Source organism: Shewanella sp. MF05913 (assembly GCF_059758095.1).
In genome coordinates, this window is record NZ_JCAYNT010000002.1 from 132,305 (window position 1) to 155,515 (window position 23,211).

Consider the following 23,211-nt stretch of genomic DNA (forward strand, 5'->3'; position numbering starts at 1 on the left):
GGTATCCCTTCTCTATTTCTTTTTTAAGTTATTAAGGTCTTGATGACCATCAAAACAATGGCCTGTAATCACTCGTTAGGCAAATGCTGGGTGATATTTTTCGCTATTGCAGCGCATTCTTGTACCAACAAAACACCTATCTTTAAATTGTTTTGTATCAAACGGTTAAATATTAACATTAGCTAAACTATATGATTTAGACACAAATACCAACCTGATTGATAAGTCTAACTATACTTTATCTTGAAAGTTATTCCCCTCCTGCACGGTCAATACTGATAACTCCTAACAAGTGTGGTAGCTGCAGCAAATCAAACTTGTCACGAGTCAACAATAATAAGCAGTAATCACACAATCAACATTGTAAGGAAGACAATATGAATACCAAAGCACAAACCAGCTTAACAGGTGCAGCACTCGCATTGGCTATGGCCAGTTTATCGGGTCAGGCAATGGCGGCTGAAACCAGTACTGCGCCTATGGCCGCTGGTGAAACAGATCTAGTACATTGTTACGGCGTTAACGTCTGTAAGGGTCACAACGATTGTAAAACAGCCGACAACGCCTGTGGCGGTCAAGCAAGCTGTAAAGGTACAGGCTTTGTGGGTATGCCATCTAAAGCGTGTGCCGACGTGGGTGGCACACAAAAAGACGATTGGGTTGGCAAGGTCACTAAAGCTGATTTAGTACACTGTTACGGCGTTAATGTCTGCAAAGGCCACAATGATTGTAAAGGCGCTGATAATGCCTGTGGCGGTATGGCAAGCTGTAAAGGCACTGGTTTTGTTAGCACTACAGCAAAATCTTGTGCAGATATTGGCGGTAAAACAAGCTAGTTGAGTTACGTAAATTGATATAAGTTAATTTACCGCAATAGTTAAACTCAAGGTTGATGGCCCTAGGGCCTCTATTCCAACTAGGGCATCAACCTATTAATCATAATGATGAGATCGCTCAATGCCAGAATCAGTAATAAAACAAGACTTTCTCGGATTTGGTTTAGGGTTACGCACCGATCATTTCGAGCATATTTTACAACACCAACCTGATGTTGATTGGTTTGAGGTGTTGTCAGAAAACTTCTTAGTCGCAGGCGGTAAACCGCGTTACTATCTTGATGCGATAGCTGAACAATATCCCGTGGTAATGCATGGCGTGTCGATGTCAATTGGCAGTACCGATCCATTAGATATGGATTACCTTAAAGCCTTAAAAAAGCTCAGTAACGACATTCAACCAAAATGGATTTCAGACCATATTTGCTGGACATCTATTCATGGTGTTAATAGCCACGATTTATTACCTCTGCCCTATACCGAAGAAACCATTAAGCATGTGGCTGAGCGGGTGCGCCAAGTTCAAGATGTGTTAGGTCGCCGGATATTACTCGAAAATGTGTCGAGCTATTTGTCTTATCAAGATTCGACCATGGACGAATGGGACTTTTTAAGCCAAGTGGCAGAAGCCGCAGACTGTTTAATATTACTCGACATCAATAATATTTATGTCAGTGCCCGTAATCATCATTTTAATCCACTCGACTACCTTAAAAAAATCGACCCTCGCCGAGTGCAACAATTTCATTTAGCTGGCCACAGTGATTACGGTGATTATGTTATCGACACCCACGACCACGATGTGCCTCCGTCTGTTTGGACACTATATCAGGCAGCACTTGAGCGTTTTGGCCCCATTAGTACCATGATAGAGCGCGACGCCAATATTCCGCAATTTCCTGCACTTTATGATGAATTACGCCAGGCTAAACACATTGCCGAACTCACCTTTGCAGACAGTACCCAAACAGAATTTCACACGTTAAGTCGGTCTCGATTGGGTCATCAATCACTAACAGGTAATCATAAAATAGATAATAAGCAAATATTGCGGGTACCATCATGAGCCGCTTAGCTGAAATACAGCAGCAGTTTATGGCGTATTTATTGTCAGATGAGACCAACAATGACCACAGTACATGTCAATCCGCTATGCAGGCTAATGTATCTCAACAAGCTGGGATAAGCGCAGATATTCGCTTAGCGATTTACGCCAATGCATATCGAATTCGACTAAAAGAAACCATTGAAACCGACCATGAAATACTAGGCCGCTATTTAGGTGATGATCTGTTCGACAAAATGGCCGCTGACTACACGCGCGCACATCCATCGGCCAATCAATCTCTGAGGCAATTTTGTGATGCTTTGCCCGATTTTTTACAGCAAGATGTATTCTTTAAACAACATCCTATTATTGCCGATTTAGCTCGATTTGAACGACGCTTACTTAATGCTTTTGACGCCGCCGACAGCACTAGTGCAGGCTTTAGCGATTTGCAGGCTATATCGCCAGAGTTGTGGCCTAATTGCTGTTTACGCTTTCATCCCAGCGTACAAATATTTACCTGTAATAGTAATGCCGTCGAAGCCTGGCAAGCATTAAAAGCCGATTCCACGCCACCCACACCTGATTACCAGTCAACTAGAGCCTGGTTACTATGGCGCGGCCAAACACGCTTAACCGAATTTGCCTCCCTCACCGCAGCACAACATGCCTTATTACTCGGCTTTATTCAGGGCAATAACTTTGCCGAGCAGTGCGAACAAATGCTCGAATGGCATGATGAACAGCATGCCCCAATGATGGTGTTGCAGACCATGCAAACCTGGTTTCAACAAGGCTTGATTCGAGCTGTAGTGAGTAAGTAGCTAATTTACGTTAACTCATTTCTGGACATGCTTGATAACTACCTTCTCGTCGTCCCGGCAGTGCTTTTGAGCCGGGAACCAGGTGTTTGTTTTGTTTATGGCCTGCGGCCACTAACGTCGTGGCGCATCGCCCACACCAGAGCAAAGGGGTAAAGCGCTTGTACCCCTTTGCAAACCCTCAGCGTTCCGGCAACATTTTCGCTTTTTAACCAAACAACAGCAGCGAAAAAATTGCGACGGAAAATTATCGAGCTTTTGACCGCATATTTATCCCTCTTCGGCCTTATTCGAAAATGCTAACGCTTCCGATGGTACATCCTGTACCGCGAAAGCTAGCCTGACGTCCTGTCAGGCTCACGCTATTTTCTTCAACTGCCTCAAGTTCAGAGTTGAATTTAGGCATTTCAAGCTGAGGAATCTAACTTATTTATGGACAAAAACGGGTTAGAGCAAAGCGACTAAAGATAGGTCCAGGGATTAATCAATGTATGCGTATCAATTAAAGTTCACACTGACCCCACATATCCTACGTCATTGTTTAATTTGTGGAATATTTAGTGTAGACCACAATCAAAATTAAACATAATATGGCTGGAATCCCATGTATATTGTTGTTGAATAAGGATGTTTGATGAGTGAGCAAGAGAATGGGCAGAATACGGACAACTTTGAACTGTGGTTATTGTGGTTAAAACGCACAGTGACCCTAGCAAGTATCGTATTTCTGACAGTTCTGGTTAGCTACTTTGTGAATTTTGCACATTGGCCGTGGAAGCTATCCCCTTTGCCTCAAGATTGGTCAGCTTTTGGATCTTTACTCGCTGGTGCAGCATCCTTTTTAGCTGCGATAGGCACGGTTGGGGTACTACTTATTAGTATTAAACAATTCAAAGTTCAGCAGGTGCAGATTAAAGAACAAGCTCAACGACAGGATGTATTTGAAAGTCGCCAGCAGAAGAAGTGGAAGAAAGAAAATGAGATGCTTAGTTTTCAAAAATATCTCCTTCATAAACGTGAGTTTGAAAAGTTAATTGATGACATTCAATCGTCAACTGACTTTCCATATGAAATTAAAGATATTGATGGATTGTATAAAAAACTATTCTCCAAAAACACCTACAATGAAACAAGCTATACGTATCAGCCTGATGAAAAAAATGACTACTTTAACTTATGTAAACACTATTTAGATGAGGCAATCAGACTCTGCTACATAACAACAGAAAATCACCCGCAATTAGGGTTTCATTCCTTAAAAAGCTTAATAGACTACTCGGGCTGTAGCGGAAAGAATAGGCAATACATCGGTGATTTCTTAGTGGACAATCGCAGCTCGGGAATAAACGTATTTGAACTGAATGCATCTTTTGAACAATTACTCATTTTAATTCATAAACTTCAGGCATTTTGCGAAAACACATTGCTCATTCAGCCTTGTTACCCAGCCCAAAGTGTATTCAATAACCTTGAAGTATATGCACTCTCACTGGGAGATAAATTTGATTTACACTTTAAACCTTTCGCGGGACTTAAAGAATTAGTAGCGCTACAGCATGAAGCAAAAGAACACTTCGAACATGGTTTTACAATAGACGTATCTAAGCTCGAAGACGAGGAATACGTAAATAAGCTTATTAAAGATATCCAATTTCAGATACATTGCTGGAATGCTGATGAAGCCATTCCAAATGAATTACAAACAAAACTTGATACCTTTAATAAAAAACAGCTCCCTGGTTTTGACTTGGTACACGGATAATTACACCTCAAGTTGCGTATGAGGCAAATCAGGGGCCGAACCTAACACTCGGCCATCTTGCACATACACTTTTGTACCAGGTGTAGCACTGCCGATCATTGTTATAGTGCCACCACCGCCAGTCCTGGCCATAATCGTGCCATCACCATTGTCGTTATTAACCGTCATGATCATCCGCGGTACGCTAAACGCTCGCTGCAGTTGCTTAAACACTTCTGTTCGATACGTCATACCAATTAAAATGTCCTTTTTTAATCTGGGTCAGTGTAAAGTTTAGTTGTGATAGTAATCAGATTATTTTTTGTATACCCCAATGCAATTGTTTTTGAGTTGATAGCATTCTCTTTAAACTCATAATGGGACATAAATGAGATACGTATCTTGCTTGCAACAGTCCAAATTCAACTCTGAACTTGAGGACGTTGAAGAAAATAGCGTGAAGCTCACATGGATGTGAGCTTAGCTTTCGCGGTACAGGATGTACCATCGGAAGCGTTAGCATTTTCGAATAAGGCCGAAGACGGTTACAAACGCGGTAAAAAGCTAGATTCAACCACGTCGCGAAATTATCGCTTTTCAGATAATTTTGATGTGGCGGCTGGGAGTTCCAAGAGGGAACAGCCGTTGGTTTCCTCTTGGTCTGGTGTGGGCGAAGCGCCACGACGTTAGTGGCCGCAGGCCATGAGTACAAAAGGTACAAAAGGTACAAAGCAAAATAAACACCTGGATTCCGGCTCAAAGCATTGCCGGAATAACGCAGTATTTAACCCGTGCAGGGTAGAATCTTGCGATCTTATTTCAAACGAAGTTTGAACATTCTGGTGTGGGCGAAGCGCCACGACGTTAGTGGCCGCAGGCCATAACTGATGTGGTCAAATATAATTCAAAACCATCAAACTTTATTAATAATTAGTAAGTGTTAACCCTCCAGTGAAGGCAGCCATACTTTTACGCTTAAACCGCCTTTAGGGCGATTTTGCATACTTATACGGCCACCATGGGCTTCAATAATTTCGCGGCATAATGGCAAACCAATCCCAGTACCAGATTGTTTGGTTGAATAAAACGGTAACAATGCTTGCGACAATACCTCACTAGACATCCCGCTACCTTGGTCTTCAACTTTAATTAATAACCCGTTAACTGGATGAGTCACTTCCTCAAACATTAACGACACTGTATCTGCCACTGCGCCAGACTCGTGGGCATTTTTAAGCAGATTGATAAAGACTTGTTCTAATTGCACTGCATCGAGCTTGATTGGATTAACGGGTAAAGGTGATAACAGGTTAAATGGATATTGCTGCGCTAATTGCTGGGTCATCTTAGTCCAATCAATCAAGGCTTTTTGTGGCAACGGTAACTTAGCAAACTGGGCATAATGAGAGATAAATAGACTCAGGTGTGTGGTGCGATTTTCGATGGTATCAAAAATCAATTGCAGCTTGCTGTCGTCTAAGTGTTGAGTTAAAAACTTACCGGAGTTGACCATAGAAGCAATGGGGGCGACCGAGTTATTAAGCTCGTGGCTGATAATTCGAATCACCTTCTTCCACACAGCCACTTCTTGGCGGTTAAGTTCTTTGGTGAGTTGTTTAAGCAAAATTAAATGGTGCTGCTGATTGTTTTGAGTAAAGCGGCCACGAGAGATATGCCAGGTTTCAACGTCGCTAGTATCAGAATCAGTATTAGAATGATTATCAACATCATCGGCCCCGCTACCGCCCATAGAAAACAGTCCTTCTTGCTCACTGCTTAACGCCGCTTTAAGCGTGTCGGGTAACATCATCACAAGATCAGGTAACAACATGCCTTCTACTTTGACCCCCTGATTAAACAAATGTCTTGCTGCGCCATTGGCGTAAATGACTCGCTGGGAATCATCAATTAATAGCATGACATTAGGTGAGTTCTGAATCACTTTATCGAGCATTAACTCGCGCTGATAAATAAACTGTCGCTCACTACGCAATTTTGCCGACGCTTGGTTATATAAGCTCACTAGCGCATCTAATTGTGGTTCACCGTAGGGATGCAGCGACACACTAAAATCATTATCTTTAAAGTTAAGTAGACCGATTTCCAGTGCTTGCAGACTCTCACTTAACCGTCTTGTTAGCCACATACTGCAAAAATAACACACCACCAGCATCACAATAATAGCCAACCATAAGGTGTCATCACCCAATATAAGCCACACTAAAGCACCTGACATCGCCCCTAAAAGGCAGCTCAACATGTTACTGAACAGCAGTTTAGTGCGTAGTGATAACATCATTATTTAGTTACCTTAAGGCCATATTTCTCTATACGGCGATAAAGGGCTTGTCGGCTTAAGCCGAAGGATTTTGCTACTCTGGCAATGACACCATTGTATTGCACTAAGGCGTCTTCTAGCTGTTGCTTATCCGGTTCGCAAATTGACTGAGTATCATCAATGCCCTGTTCTTGTTGACCAAGTTGATGTTCAACAACAAGCGTATGCTGGGTAGCTGCGCCGCCATTAGCTATCGCCATCAAGCCAAAGTCATCAATGGTTAATTGTGGTGACTTAGCTAACAGCACCGCCCTTTTGCAGGCATTTTCTAATTCACGCACATTACCCGACCAACTATGATTAATTAACGCCTGCTGGGTCGACTTATCAAGGCTAAAATTAGCACCAATAAAGTGTTTCACTAACGGTAAAATATCATCCTGGCGTTGATTCAATGGTGATATGGCTAGCTCAATGACGTTTAATCGATAAAACAAATCTTCACGAAAACGCCCATGAGCAATGTCATCGGCTAAATCTGCATTGGTAGCACTAATCACCCGCACGTTCACTTTACGGGTTTGATGGCTGCCTAAGCGTTCAAACTCACCGGTTTGCAATACCCGCAATAGTTTTACCTGGCCAGACAATGGCAAATTACCAATCTCGTCTAAAAATAATGTGCCCCCATCGGCGGCTTCAAATCGGCCCATGCGGGTTTTATTAGCGCCGGTAAATGCGCCAGCTTCTGCACCAAACAGCTCTGCTTCTAATAAGTCCATTGGTAACGCCCCAATGTTGACCTTAATAAAAGGTTTATCTTTAAGCGGGGAGTTAGCCTGTAAAATGTCGGCTATTTTGTCTTTACCCGCGCCATTTGGGCCTGTGATCATCACCGACACATCAGAGCGTGCCACTTGTAACGCCAAATCGACACAACGCTGCATTGCACCACTACCAAAAATTAGGCCACATAAATCGGCGCCATTAATGGCCGACATGCGTTCACTGTCGATACGCGTTAATTGGTTGTTTTGTTGGGAAAGTCGATAGATAGATAATAGGTTGCTAATGCTGTTCAACAACTTAGCGTCATCCCACGGTTTACCCATGTAATCAGCTGCCCCCGCTTTAACCAATTCGACTGCGGTTTCTAACTGGGTCCATGCGGTCATTAAAATAATCGGTAAATTGGGCTGTAACTGACGTAATGCGTAAAACAGTTGCTTGCCCTCTTCACCCGAGGTGGTGTCGCGGCTAAAGTTCATGTCTTGGATCACCAAGCTGATCTCTTTGTTAGTAACAATCTCAACAGCCGCTTCAGGCGTGTGACAAAAAATTGCCTGATAACCATGCAGTTCAATCATTAACGCAAGCGCTTGGCAAATGGCGTGATTGTCATCAACAATTAAAATATTATCCATTAGAATATGTTTTAGTCCAATTAGGTTATTGCTATACAAAAATATGTTTATGCAACTGCATGTTTATACGATAAACATTTACTCAGAAACGTAAATTAACAATAGCATGACAGAAGACCTCATTGTCACACTATTGTTAAGTGCTAACGCCGCATTTAAGCAGATTACACACTGCGCGTTGCCATGGCGGGTGAAATATTCGCAGCTTTAGATGCCGGCACGATTACCGCTAGCGTTGTCACTACCAGCAATCCAATAACAGACAATATCGGATAAATCACTGGCACCATAGGTAAGCTATACAGCGACATTAATTGCTGACCTAAGACTAAGGCTAACATGCCACCAATCACGCCACCGACGATACATATCAAGTAGTTTTCCACCATAAAATATTGAATAATATCGCGCTTACGTGCTCCTAGTGCTCTACGTGTGCCTATTTGTTTGGTGCGGCGTTGAATATTAAACATCACCATACCGGTTAATCCTAGCGCGGTAATCAGTAGCAATAACACCACCATAATACTCAATACCGTTGCCATTAAACGATGGTTACTGTAGGTGAGATTTTTTATCTCACTGAGCGTTTGAAAATGATCTAACACTCGGTTTGGATTTTCAGCATGCAGCGCTTTACGGATCGCTTCCTCTAAAGCAGGAATGTGCTCTGGTAATGCCCGCACCATATAAGATTTATTACTGCTGCTGCCACCAAAATCGATATTTTGGATCACGCTGTATTCAAAGTTTTCATGGTCAATCCAAGCCCCTTGTAGCTTATCGACCACACCAATAATGGTGACGGCTTGTGCGCCCTGATACATGGTTTTACCCAACGGTGATTCTTCGCCCCAAAAAGCCTTAGCCAGGGGCTGCGATACTAACGCCATCATGCCGCTGTCATCTAGGTTGGTATTAATTTCATCGGCGGTAAAGTTTCGCCCGGCAATTAACTTAGCGCCCATCACATTGAGTAAGTGCTCATTACCTAAGTAAAAGGCAAAACCAGGGGTGCCTTTAGCGGTGTCCATATCAGGGCCATCAACATAGCGATCCATCCAACCGCTGTCGCTTAACGGCAACATATTGCTATAACTGGCATCAATCACATTGGGCAGCGAACGCAAAATTTGTTGGTCTACTTGGTTTTGTTTTATATTGTCGATTGCCGGATCAAAGTTGTACATACTAAACGTGACTATTTGATCTTCTGCATAACCCGACTCACGCTGCATTAACGACAAGCGTTCGTTAATGATAAAACTCGCATTGGACACAATCGCAACAGATAAAATGATCTGCAACAGTAATAAAATTGGCGCGCTTTTACTGCGCATTAAACTGGATAAAATCGGTTTGATATGTAACATGGTGATGCCCTTATATAATCCGTTATTGGGCTTTTAAATACACACTCGGTTTAGTGCGGCACACCACCCAGGCAGGGTAAACTCCAGCCAATACAGCGGTAGAAATAGCAATTAATGGCGTAATAATCCACATACTGGCATCAAGCCCAGTAACACTTTGGTCCATTGAAAAATAGCTGTGCAGCGCGGTTAATGATCCCCAAGCCCATAACAACCCCACTACACCACCGATAAAACCAATCATGCCAACTTCAACCATGTACTGACTAAATATTTGTCCACGACTGGCACCAATAGCACGGCGAACACCCACTTCTGGTGCGCGCTTTAAAAATTTGGTCAGCAATAACCCAAGTATATTCACCAAACACACACTTAAAAACAACAAGCTTAAACCGACCAGAATTTTGTTATCTTTTGGTACCACATCATTATCTTCAAGCCATTTATCGATATCGCTAATTTGTACTGACTCACTAGGGGTTTTAGCCGTATCAGTAAATCGGCCGATCGCTCTTTGCTGCTCAACATAACGCGTTAACCAACCTTGAAAAATTTGCTTTTCATCTTCACTATTCAATTCAGTCCAAAATTGAATCCATACTTTTTCTGACGCTAAGCGGTCGCTGTAGGTGATCATAGGCTCAAATTTCCAACCGCTGGTATTGCCCCACACATCAAACTCTTCCTGGCCGGTTAGTGAAAATGGAATGAATATTTCTTCGGCATCATTAAACGCACCATTAAGCGGGTCGTAGTATTTAGGCTGTGGATTCCAGTCTTCAATAACTCCCACTATCTGGTAAGGCTTACGGTCTAAAAACACCGTTTTACCCACACTGTTTTTGCCTTCAAAAAAGCGTAAGTTTAGCTTTTGACTAATCACCACTTGATACGCGGGGCGTAAATCAACGCTGGCGTCCCAATAACTGCCATATAAAAATGGCACCGAAAAAATCCTGAAAAAGTCTCTGTCGGTCACCCGCACACTTTGTAAAACAGGCTCAATTTTGGGGTTGTCAGACTGCAACGCTAAACCGGTGCGATAAGTCGCCGCTTTTAGGCTCAATTCATCGTTATTACGCAAGTTCATTGCATCGGTGTAGGTGATGCTTGAAATAAAGCCATCCCAGGTATCTAGGCCTTGGCTCCAAAGCTGCACCGAATTAATCACCTCACTGCGATCGCCAGCCGGATTGTACGACATGGTTTTATACACATTTAAGGTGGTAATGGTAATGCCGATCCCAATCGAAATCGCCAACACCATTAACATCGATAACATCGGTGTTTTACGTATGCTGCGCCAGGCTAAATCGCAATAATAAAAAAACATAATATTCTCCTTATGCGATTAACGCGTGCCAGTAGCTGCAGGTTGATACATCGAAAAATCACACACTTGGCCATCGACAATTTGAATATTACGCTGAGCACGGCGAGCTAATTCTGAGTCATGTGTCACCATAATAATGGTGGTGCCTTGTTGATTAATATTCTCTAAAAGCTCCATCACCTGGCGCGCCATTAAGCTGTCTAGGTTACCTGTTGGTTCATCGGCAAGTAAAAATCGCGGTTCGCCTGCTAGTGCACGCGCAATGGCGACACGTTGCTGTTGTCCGCCAGATAATTGTGTCGGTAAGTGTTTCATCCGCGCACCTAAGCCGACTTGTTCTAATGCGGATTCGACTCGGCGCTTACGCTCGCTGGCATTCATACCGCGATAACGCAATGGCACTTCAACGTTTTCAGCTAAGTTAAGGTCAGGGATTAAATTAAAACCCTGAAAGATAAAGCCAATTTTCTCGTTACGCACTTTAGCGCTGTGGTTATCACTTAAATTCGACACATTAACGCCATCAAGACAGTATTCACCAGATGAAAAACCTTCCAGCAAACCTGCAATATTCAAAAAGGTGGTTTTACCTGAACCAGAAGGCCCTGTTACCGCGACAAACTCGCCTTCATTCACTTCAAGGTTAAAATCTCGTAGCGCGTGGGTTTCAACGAGGTCGGTTTTAAACACCTTGCTGATATTTTTCATTGATAACATATTGGCTTCCTTGGTTTATTAGGTTGTTGCATTCCAGTGCTTCTACTGCGAATGTCTTACGAGTCAGAATTTAAATACTTAAATTGAATGCTCAAATTGAATGCTCAGATTAAATGGAATAAAACAGCGCTGTTGCGATGTTATTATCCAAGTGGGCTAAAACTGCAGCTTTACTTTAAGCATGTCGTTAATATTAATGTGCAAGCTAACCGCTGAATTGATGTCTATTAATCGCGTGCTGGCATGGCTGCCGAGATCAATTAGTTGCAAACTAACCGATAACCAATCTGTTTGATTATCAATGCGATAACTCACCGCTATTGCGAGAATAAATAACGCCACTAGCGCGATAAGCTGTCTACGTTGAATAAAAGTCATGGAATGTCCTTACTCAGTTGAGTGTTTGGTTATTTGCTTGTTTATCGACTTAGCTATCGGATTTGAATCCTGGGATCATTTTTAAAGGTTTCGGTGCCAGATATCACCCATACATCACCTTCTTCACCACCTTCAACTACTTCAACCTGGCTCATACTGCGTGCGCCCAATTTAACGGTTTTCTTATGAGCGACAGCATCATTCACTTGATACGCTACTTCGCCGCCCATATTGAGAAAATCACCGCGTTTGACGATTAATACATTAGGTCTATTTTCCAGTAACACTCGGGCAGACAAACGCTGGTTTTGACGTAAAGACAAGCTGTCACTGTTAGCAAAACGCACTCGGGCGGTCACTTCACGATTGCGGACTTCAGGTGAAATTGACGACAATTGACCAACCACATTCATGTTGCCAAAACTCAGCTCGACATCCATGCCTAATCCCAGTTCATCGGCATAAGACTCGGGTACAGCAAGTTCTGCTTCAAAGGCGGTTAAATCCACAACGGTTAACATCGGCTGACTCGCAGCAATACGGGCTTTTTGTTCCACCAGCCAGTTGCCAATAATGCCGTTCACTGGCGCAACAATATTCAGCGCATTCGCTTGTCGTGTGAGTTCGCGCACCACTAAAGCCTGTCGCTGAACTTCAAGGGTACGGTTTTGAATTTCAAAGCTGAGGGTGTCGCGCATTAACTCAACTTCTTGCTGAGCATGTTTGTGCAGCAGTTTGGCTTTATGCAAATCATCTTTGCTTTTTTCAAAATCAATTCTGCTGATCAAGCTTGATTCTATCAGTTGGTCGCCACGACGACTTTCACGATCTGCCGCTTCTAAATCCACTTTCGCCATGTCTAAAACCTGGCTGACGCGCAGTTGCTCTCGGCGGGCATCTAACTTCGCCCGCTCAAGGCCGCCTTGCATACCTTCAAGTAATGATTGCTGTTGCTGCAACTCGCTTTGCAAACGTGGGCTTTCAACCTTCGCCACTACTTGCCCAAGTTCAACCTCATCACCAGGTTGGCTTAATAGCGTCACCACACCTTCTTCCGTGCTGTATAAAATCGGCGCATTGGCGGCGACAATTTTACCGGTAGTAGCAATGTCTCTCACTAAGGTTCCACGAGTGAGCGTTGCCATGCGTAAATCGGCGCCATCAACTGAACGTTGATTACTGTCATGACTTAAACTCGCCCACACTAACGCGCTCATCAATATGGCGCCACAACCTATTATTAAGGGTAGGCGCAGCTTGCGCCTTAGCTTCGGCGCTACAAGGGTATCTTGGCTACTTGTGTCTTTAATCATCTCAAATCCTTAGGTAACACGTTGACAGCACGTACTACTTCACGTTTATACCTAAGGTAAAGCACAAGCCATGCCAAAAGTTATTTGTTGTTATTTTTCATAATGATAATGATTTAAAGCGACAACCGAACACGTTAAAAGTGTCCGCGGACAGATTTAAAAACTGTCCGATAATGGGGAAAGTGTCCGAGCGGACACTTAGTTTGCTTTGTACTTTTGTAACTACTATGGCCTGCGGCCACGAATGCTTAAGATCGCAAGGTTCCACCCTGCACAGGCCAAATACTGCGCCTTTCCGGCAATGCTTTTAAACCGGGATCCAGGTGTTTGTTCTTTATGGCCTGCGGCCACAAACGCTTAAGATCGCAAGGTTCCACCCTGCACGGGCAAAATACGGCGTAGTCCCGGCAATGCTTTTAAGCCGGGATCCAGGTGTTTGTTCTTTATGGCCTTCGGCCACGAATGTTTAAGACTGCAAGATTCCACCTTACACGGGCCAAATACGGCGTCGTCCCGGCAATGCTTTTAAGCCGGGATCCAGGTGTTTGTTTTGCACTTTTTGTTCTTTATAGCCTGCGGCCACTAACGTCGTGGCGCTTCGCCCACACCAGACCAAGAGGAAACCAACGGCTGTTCCCTCTTGGATCTCCCAGCCGCCACATCAAAATTATCTGAAAAACGATAATTTCGCGACGTGGTCAAATCCAGCGTTTAACTTCGTCTGAGTGTTCTTCGGCCTTATTCGAAAATGCTAACGCTTCAGATGGGGCGTCCCTTCCCCTCCAAAGCTAGCCCGCCATCCATGGCTAGCTCACGTCATTTTCTTCAACGGCCTCAAGTTCAGAGTTGAATTTGAGCATTTGAAAGCTAAGACCAACTCCTTTTTGGACAAAAGTGGCTAGAATTTATTTTTTATAACGTTGCCCATATAAATTCTAACCCCACGAAATTACTGCTCATGCTCTATAAAAGAACAGTTGTATTAGGGAGGAGTATTTTCTGAGCTAACGATAGTTTGTCCTTTGTCTGGCCATGTCCGATGATTTATTAACTTTGGAATGTTATGGCTTTCGGCCTCTTTCTCTTTCGCATTCTTCCGCATGAGTTGTTGAATCAAAGTACATCGAGTACAAAACATCATCGCCTGTTTGAGTTATGCTTATTTCATATTTTAGCTTACCATCGACAATACTTGGATATATATTCACCCCATGAATATCGATATTTTTATAAAAATCATCAGACTTATTAAGGCATTTACTCCTGAGTTTATTTTTGTGAAATACATCTTTTAACGAAAAAATAAAATCTAAAGCATTAGCATCAATATACAAAGACTTCCCATCATGATCTTGTGTATAACGAATATAGTCTGAACAAGCTCCATTGATAGACCTGCCAACATATATATATGAATTTAAGGTGTACACTCTAGATGATAGTTCATGTTTATTTTCCATTTCCACACAATATTTATCAAAAATGAATTCAGGCTGTTTGATGTAAACGACAGCACCTTCATTCTCTTGCCCTATATTGTACAATTCACTAGAGCAGTGAGTCGCTTCAGTATTTAGGCATAAATCTTTCATTTGCTCAATAAAAGAGCTGCTACTATAAGCTTCAGTAGCATTTAAAAATAATGGAAAAAAGAATAAAAAAAGTATTAATTTTTTCATTATGATGTTGCTCCACTAATCATATTTACTGTTATGTTTCTAATATTCAGGGTACGCGCATAAAACAATGGAGATACCTAAATCAGCAGTGTTTTTTAATAACGGTGGTTCTAAATAGATGCTCATATTTATGCTGTCAACACTAAACCAGCCAACAAAGTATTCAATTACCCCGCCAGTAGAGCGCAATTTATTGAAGAAGTCTTTGTGCTTTTCTAATTCTGCATTTTTTTGAGCTATGAACTCTTCGAATAAAACGTCTTCTGCATCTATTCGTTTGCCATCACATAAATCTAAATTCCAGAACATGTCCTCATATGAACCACCAAGAAGCCTACCGTTTTTAGTTATCCTCAAGTCACCTGTGTCATGTGAGTTCGTAGGTGATAAAGATAACGTGTCACTTATCGTTTTGGCATCAACTTTGGGATGTGAAATTTTTAATGAGACACTAAACTTATAATCTGGCACTGACTATCCCTAGAAACATAAAATTTTAGTATTTATGCGCTGCGCTATTTGCTAAGCATAAATCGCTTGTTGGACTTGGCCGATGATACATCCAAATTAATCGGTACGATTTATGCTATAGGAGTTTGCTTTTTAACGGTAGTGGTATTTTGTACAACCTTTCATCTAATCGTCTGTTCTGATTATACCTTTTAAGGTGGGATTGATGATGTTTAATCTTTTTCATTGCTCGGTTATTGCCTTTCCCCTGATACACCTTGCTAACTCGGAATGAGGAAAACGAGTAATATGCCTTGCTTTAAAGGGATTGATTCAACTCTGAACTTGAGGCCGTTGAAGAAAATGACGTGAGCTAGCCATGGATGGCGAGCTAGCTTTAGAGGGGAAGGGACGCCCCATCTGAAGCGTTAGCATTTTCATTCTTTACTATAAAGAGGTGGCCGAAGCGGACTACAGACGAAGTTAAAAGCTGGATTGATCCACGTCGCGAAATTATCGCAGCTATCGTTTAGTAACAAGAATGATAATTTTGATGTGGCGGCTGGGCCAATTTTTTTATAAAGAGTAAAGAGGGAACAGCCGTTGGTTTCCTCTTGGTCTGGTGTGGGCGAAGCGCCACGACGTTAGTGGCCTAGTGAATGCCGTAAATTGCACAAAATGACTAAATCTCTACTACGTTCTGCCTCTGATAATGTTAAAATCTGCGCAACAGAATTACCGAGAAACTCAATGTTTATCCATCATGTTAACGGCATCGACTGGCTAGTGATCACAGCTTTTGAAGAACTGAAAACGATGTTTATCGAAGAAGCCGGTACGATACCCGCTTGCTTCTCAACCGCCAGCGAATTGAACTTGGTTGTTCAAGCCAAGCGAACTTATGGATATTTGCCTGCGCACAGCGGCGTAATCACCGATATCGGCACATATCAAAGACAGGGTAACGAAGAAGAATTGAACCCACAGCTTGCCTGCTTTGTTGAGGGGCGTGGTCGAGTCTTTATCTATCACGGCGGCTTTGTAGCTTTTGTGGATGACGAGCAAACCTTTATCACCCGAATAGACTGAACATTATTCAGTCAGTTGAAGACTTTTTACAAAAGAATACGTGAGCTGGCCATATTTGAACCAATCTTTGGTGAAAAATGAGTTAGAAGCCCAATCAATATGCCCAATTTGTTGCAACTGAAATCATTGATGATTCCGTTACTTTGTTCACCAATAAAAGGCACAACACATACTCCAACTCGCTATACCAATTCTATTAATTATGTGACCAATCAGAGCCACTCAGACCGTTCAGTTTGAGGCGCATTGTTGAAATAATGGTTATTCCCTTTTAAGGCAATGCAACAAAGAAATGAACGGTCTGAGTGTCTCCTGTAAGGCGGGTTTCTGTGTCTTCCATGCTGCTTAATAGCATTTTGACGTACGACTGCATGGATGCAGAAGGTAGAGCAACGCAGGAGCTGTTGCCGAGAACAACTATGCCTACAATTCTATTACTTGCCTAGAAGACACAGAACTCCCGCTGAATGACCAGATAATTAACGGAATTGGTATTAGTTCCCGATAAACTTAAACCATAAAAAAGCCCCTTCCCATAAAATGAGAAGAGGCTTAATGGTCTATTCAGCGGTCTAGATCACATCAAACAGCACAACAATAAATCAATAATCAAACCCAAGTTGAGCTTTAATGCCGTCATTAAACGCGTGCTTTATCGCTTGAACCTCGCTGACTGTATCGGCTAACTCAATGATGTCACGATGACAGGCGCGGCCGGTGATAATGACATGCTGCATTGGAGGACGGTTTCTCAAAGCCGTTAATACTCGCTCAAGGTCGATGTAGTGATAACTGACCATATAGGTTAACTCATCTAACAACACCATGTTTATCGATTCGTCTTTGAGTAGTTTTTCGGCTTCAACCCAGGCTTCCATTGCTGCTTGGGTGTCTTTTTCTTTGTCTTGAGTTTCCCAAGTAAAACCGGTTCCCATGACATGAAACTCAACGCCTGCGCCTTCTAATAAATTACGCTCGCCACAAGCCCAGGTGCCTTTAATAAATTGCACTACAGCCGCTTTATGACCATGACCCACAGCGCGAGCAACCGAGCCAAAACCAGAGGTTGATTTACCTTTGCCGTTTCCGGTTAACACTAACAAAATGCCCTTTTCATCTTGCGCTGCAGCAATTTGGGCGTCCACGCCTTGCTTTACTTTTTGCTGACGCGCTTTGTGACGCTCTGCTTTAGTGGCATCAATCGCGTTGGTTTGTTCAGTTTGTTGGTTATCCGTTGTCATAGCTGTATTCCTGTCAATGTGCTCATATTCAAATGCGCTTATATTACGCCAACAATACGAGCGATTGGCTGCAAATGGATCTGATTAATCGGTATTTGTTGTACATCGAGTGCATGTACGCTGAAGTCTTATTGCTTAATGCTATTGCTATTGCTTTAACGCTAATGGCAGCCCTGCGACCACTAGCGTTACTTGATCGGCCATATGGGCGATAGCTTGATTTAACCACCCGGCCTCATCGACAAATTGACGATTGAGCTCGCCCATAGGCACAATTCCAGAGCCAACTTCGTTACTCACTAACACCACATCACTGTGTAATTGAGTGAGGCATTCAAGCAGTAACGACTTTTGTTGTGGCCAACGCTCTGGATTTGGGTCGAGTAAATGATTAGTTAATAGCAGCGTTAGGCAGTCGACTAAGATAACTTGTTGCGGCTTATCAATTACCTTTAAGGTTTGGGCAACATCAAAAGCTTGTTCGTGTAGTGTCCAGCTATGGGCGCTGGACACTCTGTCTTGCTGGTGTTTGGCAATACGTTGAGTCATTTCATGGTCTAGCGCCGTTGCAGTCGCAACATAAACGCATGAGTAACCGATGGCGGCGTATTCGGCAACACGCTGCTCAGCAAATCGACTTTTGCCACTGCGCGCGCCGCCCAACACCAAATGAATCACTAGCTTAACCCTACCGCTAATATCACTAAGTAACAGCAAACTTCGCTAATTTGTTGCGCCGCGCCCAAGGTGTCGCCTGTGTAACCGCCAATCTGTTTGCGGAAAAAACCACCCAACAAAATACGGACTAACCACAGGGTAATGAATAACACAAAAGCAGCTAGGCCATTAAGCCATAACAGTACAAAAATGCCACTGGCGATCAAAATAAACAAATCGTTTAATTGCTGATCTTGGGCGACAGGTTTTGATTTACTGCTAGCATCATCACGAACATATTGCTCACTGAAAATTAAGCTCGATGCCACCACGCGGCTAAGGGTATGTCCGGCAACGAGCGCGCTAACGGCAGCCATTGGGCTATAAAGCGCAAGTTCAACCAGTAATTGCCATTTAAGCAATAACACTAACCCTAACGATAAGGCGCCATAACTGCCTAGGCGCGAATCTTTCATGATGCGCAGCTTGTCTTCTACTGTCCAGCCACCGCCAAAACCATCCGCGGTATCGGCTAGGCCGTCTTCATGGAATGCACCGGTAATGAGCACACCCGCAACCATCGACAATAAAATCGCAATGCTGGCTGGTAAAATTAACTGCGCCAACCAAAACACTAACGCACAAATTAAGCCGATAAGTAAACCGACTAGGCCAAAATAACGACTGGCCTTGTTGAGTTTGTCACTGTCGATCACTACCCAGGATGGTATAGGGATGCGAGTAAAAAAACTCATCGCCACAAAAAATAAATTTAACTGCCGCAACCATTTTATATCGCCAGACATTTTGTTCCCTTAAACCACATTATTAACGCCAGCATTATCAAAACTGGCCATTTGATTGTAAAAATTCACTGCGGCTTGTATCAAAGGTAGGGCCAATGCTGCGCCAGTCCCTTCTCCTAGCCTTAATCCTAACGACAACAACGGTGTTGCCTGCAACGTTTGTAGCATTAACTTATGCCCTTGCTCGTGCGACTCATGAGCAAACACTAAATAATCGTTTGATTGTGGTGCTAATTTTAGCGCAACTAATGCCGCAGCAGTAGCGATAAAACCATCAATGACCACTAATATTTTTTGCTCAGCTGCCGCCAAAATAGTGCCGGCCATTTGCACGATTTCAAAACCGCCCAAATGCGCTAGAATCGACTCAATGGACGTCAGTTCATTACGATGCAAATCAATTGCTTGATTAATTAATGTGATTTTTTTTACTAACGTCGCATCATCAATGCCTGTGCCGCGCCCGACACATATTTCAACATCAAGATTTAGCACTGCCGCCATTACCGCCGCTGCCGCACTGGTATTGCCAATGCCCATTTCGCCTAATGCAATAATCGTTGTGCCATTATTAACATGTCTTGCGACTAAATCCTTTGCCAGTTCAAATCCTTGACGAACTTGTGCCAACGACATCGCCGGCTGTAAATGCATGGCTTGGGTTCCCACACCTAAGCGCTGATTGACCACACCACTGTCGCGATCTAATGGCTGTAAAATGCCGCAATCGATGACTTCTAACGCAAACCCCACCTGGCGACAAAATACATTAATCGCCGCGCCGCCATTAATAAAGTTATGCACCATTTGAGTGGTCACTTCGCTTGGGGCAATTGACACACCGTATGCGGCGATACCATGGTCGGCAGCAAACACTAACAACGTCGGCTTAATGATGTGCAAAGCCACATCTGCAACTTGGTGACTCATTAACGTTTTATCACGGTTATATTGCACTCGTGCAATTTGCAATGCCAACGACTCAAGTTGTCCTAATGCACCAAGCGGCTTGGTTTTTTGATTAATGTTGTGCTCAATGGCATCATCGTATTCGCGACTCGGCGCAGTAATGGTAAATAACGACTGTGCTATCGATTGCGATATAGGCTTGGGCATAGATTGCGGTATAGATGCTGGCATAGATTTCGGTATAGATAGTGGCTTCACTTCTTCATCCTGTTATCGACGGTGACGTAAAATAAACAAAAAGAACACACTGCCAAGTGATGCAGTAATGATACCGACAGGTAATTCTTGATTGCCTAATAAGCAGCGCGCAATCACATCAATCCACACCATAAATAAACCGCCCAATACCGCAGTTAATATCATCGGCTGACGTCCGGAAAACAATAGCCTAACCGTATGTGGGATCATTAACCCTACAAAACCAATACCGCCACAACTGGCCACTAACATGGCGGTAATTAATGAACACAGCAACAGCATGCTTAAGCGCAATTTTGCCACATTAACCCCAAGGGTATGCGCGCTTTCATCACCGGCTTGCAGCGCCATAATTTGTCGTTTAAAGGCCAGCATAATCAGTAAGCTCGCGCCAACGGTTACCGTAGGCAGCCATAACTGTGACCAACTGGCTTTAGCAAAACTGCCTAAACTCCAAAATAGCACTGATGCGGTCGCTTGCGGGCTTGAAAAATACAGTAATAAACTGGTTAAGGCGCCGAACAGAAATGACGTCGCGACCCCAGATAACAACATGCGCTCAACTTGGCTGGTACGGCCAATACCCGACAATGCGACCACCAGCAGCACGGACAACGTGGCACCAATAAAGGCACCCACAGGTAAACTGAGCATCGACCAGGACCACCAGGGCTGTTGTCCAACAGACGATATCAGTAACGCACCATCAAAAAATTGCGCAAAAATCCCTGTTTGGCTAAATAGCGAAATCACCACCACTGCGCCAAATGACGCTCCAGAGCTAATGCCAAATAAATACGGATCGGCAAGCGGATTACGCGTAACCGTTTGCAGCACACTCCCCGCAATAGATAAACCGGCACCCGCCACAAACGCCAGCAAAATACGCGGTAAACGCAGCTCAAATATAATCCGTTGAGTTAAACTGCTCACCGGCGAAGTGTTATCCGCGCCAGTAATGCCGCCAATTATGTCTGCCGGATCTGGCGCAGGGTTATTGCTAAACAAGGATTTAAACACGCTGATGACATCTGTGAAACTAATGTTAGCGGCACCAAAACTGGCAGCAAAAAACGGCGTGAATAGCGTCGCCACAACAATGAGGGCTAACACACAATAGTATCGAGTTTGAGCCGGGTTACTCATCTTGTTGGCTCGCTCTGTTAGCTGTTTGATAACCATAAAAATAACTGATCAATGGTTTTGCATGCTGAGGATGAACATTCACCTCGCAGCACACGCCAAACACATCACTGATTTGCCGCTCAGTCAGCACCGCGGTCGGATGACCTTTAGCAATAAGCTTACCCTGATCCAGTAACAGTAATTTGTCACACATGGCGCTGGCTAAGTTTAAGTCGTGAATAGATGCAATCACACTGATCCCAAGTGAAGCCACTAATTCTAAAATTTGAATTTGATACCGAATGTCCAGGTGGTTGGTGGGCTCATCTAAAATAAGGATTTGCGGCTGTTGTACAATTGCACGCGCAATAAGGGCACGTTGTTTTTCGCCGCCAGACAAATGTTCGTAAGGTTGTTGGCCATGTTCACTAAGGCCGACTTTAGCTAAAGCGCTGTTAATTAACTCGCGGTCATCTTGAGTTGTCGCATCAAATAAGCCTTTATGTGGCGTTAACCCCATGGTGACTAACTGCTCTGTCGTCAGGTCAAAGTAATGCGGCGTATCTTGTTGTACTACGGCTACGGTGCGCGCTAATGCCTTAGCAGAATAGGTCGTTAACTCTTTGCCAAACAAGTCAATATTGCCGCTGCTCGGGACAATATAACGGTATAGGCAACGTAATAGGCTAGATTTACCCGCGCCATTTGGGCCAATTAACCCTAACATTTGCCCTTTCGGTAAGCTGAAATGAATATCGGCGAGAATGGTTTTTCCGTTAACTTGCCAAAATAGGTGTTCTACATCTAATACTGACTCAGGCATGCTTTACACCTTGCCATGCCCAACATACTTTAATAAATATCAACATAATAACTCCCCTAAGTCACCCGCTTAGGTATGGGGGTTGAGGCAATTCAAAGCTGGTATCTGACTTATATTCAACGGGAGTTGAATACCTACAGTTGCGGGTACAGTTTGGGCTTAACCCAATTCCCAATACTTTGAATTACATAATGATTAACGTGTATCAACCGCCACTTGTTGCGGCCAGTTTATCCTAAAGCTAACCTCAGGTTGAGACACTGAATTAGCTGCTAAAGGTGTATTACTGTCGCTAGGCTCAGTCCAGTACACATCAACAGACATAATAGCAGCATAGGGGATGGCTAGGTTAGCGAATAATCCGTTGTTTTGGCTGGCATTAAGCACATGCGCCATAATGCAACGCATTACCCCGCCATGAGTAATGACTAAGGCCTGCAGATGATTAGCTTCTGGCTCATTTGCAAGGTTAAGTGTTTGCCACATACTGTCGACTACCGCCATAAAGCCTTGCTGCACCCTGTGATAAAAATCCACCAAACTCTCACCCTGATCTGGTGTATTCGCCACTTTCCATGGGTCTTGCCAATACGCATCAAATTGGCTTGGACTGGCTTGATAAATCGCATCATAAGTTTGCCCGTCCCATACGCCAAAATTGACCTCTTGTAAGGCTGGCAATGTCGTTAATGGTATGGATAACTGCTGCGACAGCGTATCGGCAAAGCGCTGACAGCGCACTAAAGGAGAGCTAAATATTTGCTTAATGGGTAAAGACACACTACTAAAGGCTTGGCGCATTTGTTCACGCCCCAGCTCTGTGAGCGCAACATCAATTTGGCCACGGGCAATGTCACCGCCTTCGCACTCGCCGTGGCGTAAAAAAATGATTTTAGCTTGTTTCATTTA

At 43.5% G+C, this 23,211-nt stretch carries 22 protein-coding genes and 1 riboswitch; of the genes, 5 read left to right on the forward strand and 17 right to left on the reverse strand.

Annotated features, from left to right (window positions below; translation table 11 throughout):
• Positions 1–377: 377 nt before the first annotated feature.
• The 4 genes from bufA2 to AC19MV_RS04025 all read left to right on the forward strand — a co-directional run bounded on the left by bufA2 (position 378) and on the right by AC19MV_RS04025 (position 4,467).
• A complete protein-coding gene (bufA2, locus tag AC19MV_RS04010; protein WP_432399103.1) occupies positions 378–836 on the forward strand; it encodes a BufA2 family periplasmic bufferin-type metallophore in 459 nt (152 codons plus the stop codon).
• Positions 837–957: 121 nt separating this feature from the next.
• A complete protein-coding gene (gene bufB, locus AC19MV_RS04015) occupies positions 958–1,902 on the forward strand; it encodes an MNIO family bufferin maturase (protein WP_498305871.1) in 945 nt (314 codons plus the stop codon).
• On the forward strand, positions 1,899–2,708 hold the full coding sequence (locus tag AC19MV_RS04020) for an HvfC/BufC family peptide modification chaperone (protein WP_498305872.1): 810 nt from the start codon (positions 1,899–1,901) through the stop codon (positions 2,706–2,708). Before bufB ends, AC19MV_RS04020 begins: the two co-directional genes overlap by 4 nt.
• A 631-nt stretch (positions 2,709–3,339) precedes the next feature.
• Positions 3,340–4,467, forward strand: coding sequence for a hypothetical protein (locus tag AC19MV_RS04025; RefSeq protein ID WP_498305873.1), 1,128 nt, complete (start codon positions 3,340–3,342; stop codon positions 4,465–4,467).
• On the opposite strand, the gene AC19MV_RS04030 is transcribed toward AC19MV_RS04025, so the two are convergent.
• From AC19MV_RS04030 to AC19MV_RS04075, 10 genes are all read right to left on the reverse strand, one after another.
• Entirely contained in the window at positions 4,468–4,698 is a 231-nt protein-coding gene (locus AC19MV_RS04030) for a hypothetical protein (protein ID WP_498305874.1), read from the reverse strand. It lies immediately after the preceding gene.
• Positions 4,699–5,386: 688 nt separating this feature from the next.
• Positions 5,387–6,742 (reverse strand): sensor histidine kinase, encoded by a 1,356-nt coding sequence (locus AC19MV_RS04035; RefSeq protein ID WP_498306255.1) that lies wholly within the window; start codon positions 6,740–6,742, stop codon positions 5,387–5,389.
• A 2-nt stretch (positions 6,743–6,744) separates the two neighbouring features.
• Positions 6,745–8,148, reverse strand: coding sequence for a sigma-54-dependent transcriptional regulator (locus AC19MV_RS04040; RefSeq protein ID WP_498305875.1), 1,404 nt, complete (start codon positions 8,146–8,148; stop codon positions 6,745–6,747).
• A 164-nt stretch (positions 8,149–8,312) separates the two neighbouring features.
• Complete coding sequence (locus AC19MV_RS04045; protein ID WP_498305876.1) at positions 8,313–9,521, reverse strand: FtsX-like permease family protein; 1,209 nt, start codon at positions 9,519–9,521, stop codon at positions 8,313–8,315.
• 22 nt (positions 9,522–9,543) lie between these two features.
• Positions 9,544–10,857, reverse strand: a complete 1,314-nt coding sequence (locus tag AC19MV_RS04050; protein WP_498305877.1) for an ABC transporter permease — start codon at positions 10,855–10,857, stop codon at positions 9,544–9,546.
• A gap of 18 nt (positions 10,858–10,875) precedes the next feature.
• Positions 10,876–11,574, reverse strand: coding sequence for an ABC transporter ATP-binding protein (locus AC19MV_RS04055; protein ID WP_498305878.1), 699 nt, complete (start codon positions 11,572–11,574; stop codon positions 10,876–10,878).
• 156 nt (positions 11,575–11,730) lie between these two features.
• Complete coding sequence (locus AC19MV_RS04060; protein WP_498305879.1) at positions 11,731–11,952, reverse strand: hypothetical protein; 222 nt, start codon at positions 11,950–11,952, stop codon at positions 11,731–11,733.
• Between the two features lie 53 nt (positions 11,953–12,005).
• The gene (locus AC19MV_RS04065; RefSeq protein ID WP_498305880.1) at positions 12,006–13,265 is read right to left on the reverse strand and encodes an efflux RND transporter periplasmic adaptor subunit; all 1,260 of its coding nucleotides are present in this window, start codon (positions 13,263–13,265) and stop codon (positions 12,006–12,008) included.
• A gap of 1,061 nt (positions 13,266–14,326) precedes the next feature.
• A complete protein-coding gene (locus tag AC19MV_RS04070) occupies positions 14,327–14,944 on the reverse strand; it encodes a hypothetical protein (protein WP_498305881.1) in 618 nt (205 codons plus the stop codon).
• A 39-nt stretch (positions 14,945–14,983) separates the two neighbouring features.
• The gene (locus AC19MV_RS04075; RefSeq protein WP_498305882.1) at positions 14,984–15,415 is read right to left on the reverse strand and encodes a DUF4279 domain-containing protein; all 432 of its coding nucleotides are present in this window, start codon (positions 15,413–15,415) and stop codon (positions 14,984–14,986) included.
• Between the two features lie 729 nt (positions 15,416–16,144).
• On the opposite strand from AC19MV_RS04075, the gene AC19MV_RS04080 reads away from it, so the two are divergent.
• On the forward strand, positions 16,145–16,483 hold the full coding sequence (locus AC19MV_RS04080) for a cytosolic protein (protein WP_498305883.1): 339 nt from the start codon (positions 16,145–16,147) through the stop codon (positions 16,481–16,483).
• A gap of 602 nt (positions 16,484–17,085) precedes the next feature.
• On the opposite strand, the gene cobO is transcribed toward AC19MV_RS04080, so the two are convergent.
• From cobO to AC19MV_RS04115, 7 genes are all read right to left on the reverse strand, one after another.
• Entirely contained in the window at positions 17,086–17,724 is a 639-nt protein-coding gene (gene cobO, locus AC19MV_RS04085) for a cob(I)yrinic acid a,c-diamide adenosyltransferase (RefSeq protein WP_498305884.1), read from the reverse strand.
• Positions 17,725–17,871: 147 nt separating this feature from the next.
• Positions 17,872–18,402, reverse strand: coding sequence for a bifunctional adenosylcobinamide kinase/adenosylcobinamide-phosphate guanylyltransferase (cobU, locus tag AC19MV_RS04090; RefSeq protein WP_498305885.1), 531 nt, complete (start codon positions 18,400–18,402; stop codon positions 17,872–17,874).
• Positions 18,402–19,187, reverse strand: a complete 786-nt coding sequence (locus AC19MV_RS04095; RefSeq protein ID WP_432399110.1) for an adenosylcobinamide-GDP ribazoletransferase — start codon at positions 19,185–19,187, stop codon at positions 18,402–18,404. Before AC19MV_RS04095 ends, cobU begins: the two co-directional genes overlap by 1 nt.
• Before the next feature lie 9 nt (positions 19,188–19,196).
• Positions 19,197–20,291 (reverse strand): nicotinate-nucleotide--dimethylbenzimidazole phosphoribosyltransferase, encoded by a 1,095-nt coding sequence (gene cobT / locus AC19MV_RS04100; protein ID WP_498306257.1) that lies wholly within the window; start codon positions 20,289–20,291, stop codon positions 19,197–19,199.
• A 75-nt stretch (positions 20,292–20,366) separates the two neighbouring features.
• Positions 20,367–21,500 (reverse strand): FecCD family ABC transporter permease, encoded by a 1,134-nt coding sequence (locus AC19MV_RS04105; protein ID WP_498305886.1) that lies wholly within the window; start codon positions 21,498–21,500, stop codon positions 20,367–20,369.
• A complete protein-coding gene (locus AC19MV_RS04110; RefSeq protein ID WP_498305887.1) occupies positions 21,493–22,302 on the reverse strand; it encodes an ABC transporter ATP-binding protein in 810 nt (269 codons plus the stop codon). Before AC19MV_RS04110 ends, AC19MV_RS04105 begins: the two co-directional genes overlap by 8 nt.
• Positions 22,303–22,381: 79 nt before the next feature.
• Positions 22,382–22,499, reverse strand: a riboswitch (cobalamin riboswitch).
• Positions 22,498–23,208, reverse strand: a complete 711-nt coding sequence (locus AC19MV_RS04115) for a histidine phosphatase family protein (RefSeq protein ID WP_498305888.1) — start codon at positions 23,206–23,208, stop codon at positions 22,498–22,500. Its footprint overlaps the riboswitch before it by 2 nt.
• Positions 23,209–23,211: the final 3 nt, after the last annotated feature.

Bases quoted from the DNA above. Each gene is read 5' to 3' on its own strand.
- bufA2 (WP_432399103.1), top strand. From the start codon at position 378: ATGAATACCAAAGCACAAACCAGCTTAACAGGTGCAGCACTCGCATTG.
- bufB (WP_498305871.1), top strand. From the start codon at position 958: ATGCCAGAATCAGTAATAAAACAAGACTTTCTCGGATTTGGTTTAGGG.
- AC19MV_RS04020 (WP_498305872.1), top strand. From the start codon at position 1,899: ATGAGCCGCTTAGCTGAAATACAGCAGCAGTTTATGGCGTATTTATTG.
- AC19MV_RS04025 (WP_498305873.1), top strand. From the start codon at position 3,340: ATGAGTGAGCAAGAGAATGGGCAGAATACGGACAACTTTGAACTGTGG.
- AC19MV_RS04030 (WP_498305874.1), bottom strand. From the start codon at position 4,698: ATGACGTATCGAACAGAAGTGTTTAAGCAACTGCAGCGAGCGTTTAGC.
- AC19MV_RS04035 (WP_498306255.1), bottom strand. From the start codon at position 6,742: ATGTTATCACTACGCACTAAACTGCTGTTCAGTAACATGTTGAGCTGC.
- AC19MV_RS04040 (WP_498305875.1), bottom strand. From the start codon at position 8,148: ATGGATAATATTTTAATTGTTGATGACAATCACGCCATTTGCCAAGCG.
- AC19MV_RS04045 (WP_498305876.1), bottom strand. From the start codon at position 9,521: ATGTTACATATCAAACCGATTTTATCCAGTTTAATGCGCAGTAAAAGC.
- AC19MV_RS04050 (WP_498305877.1), bottom strand. From the start codon at position 10,857: ATGTTTTTTTATTATTGCGATTTAGCCTGGCGCAGCATACGTAAAACA.
- AC19MV_RS04055 (WP_498305878.1), bottom strand. From the start codon at position 11,574: ATGTTATCAATGAAAAATATCAGCAAGGTGTTTAAAACCGACCTCGTT.
- AC19MV_RS04060 (WP_498305879.1), bottom strand. From the start codon at position 11,952: ATGACTTTTATTCAACGTAGACAGCTTATCGCGCTAGTGGCGTTATTT.
- AC19MV_RS04065 (WP_498305880.1), bottom strand. From the start codon at position 13,265: ATGATTAAAGACACAAGTAGCCAAGATACCCTTGTAGCGCCGAAGCTA.
- AC19MV_RS04070 (WP_498305881.1), bottom strand. From the start codon at position 14,944: ATGAAAAAATTAATACTTTTTTTATTCTTTTTTCCATTATTTTTAAAT.
- AC19MV_RS04080 (WP_498305883.1), top strand. From the start codon at position 16,145: ATGTTTATCCATCATGTTAACGGCATCGACTGGCTAGTGATCACAGCT.
- cobO (WP_498305884.1), bottom strand. From the start codon at position 17,724: ATGACAACGGATAACCAACAAACTGAACAAACCAACGCGATTGATGCC.
- AC19MV_RS04095 (WP_432399110.1), bottom strand. From the start codon at position 19,187: ATGTCTGGCGATATAAAATGGTTGCGGCAGTTAAATTTATTTTTTGTG.
- AC19MV_RS04105 (WP_498305886.1), bottom strand. From the start codon at position 21,500: ATGAGTAACCCGGCTCAAACTCGATACTATTGTGTGTTAGCCCTCATT.
- AC19MV_RS04110 (WP_498305887.1), bottom strand. From the start codon at position 22,302: ATGCCTGAGTCAGTATTAGATGTAGAACACCTATTTTGGCAAGTTAAC.
- AC19MV_RS04115 (WP_498305888.1), bottom strand. From the start codon at position 23,208: ATGAAACAAGCTAAAATCATTTTTTTACGCCACGGCGAGTGCGAAGGC.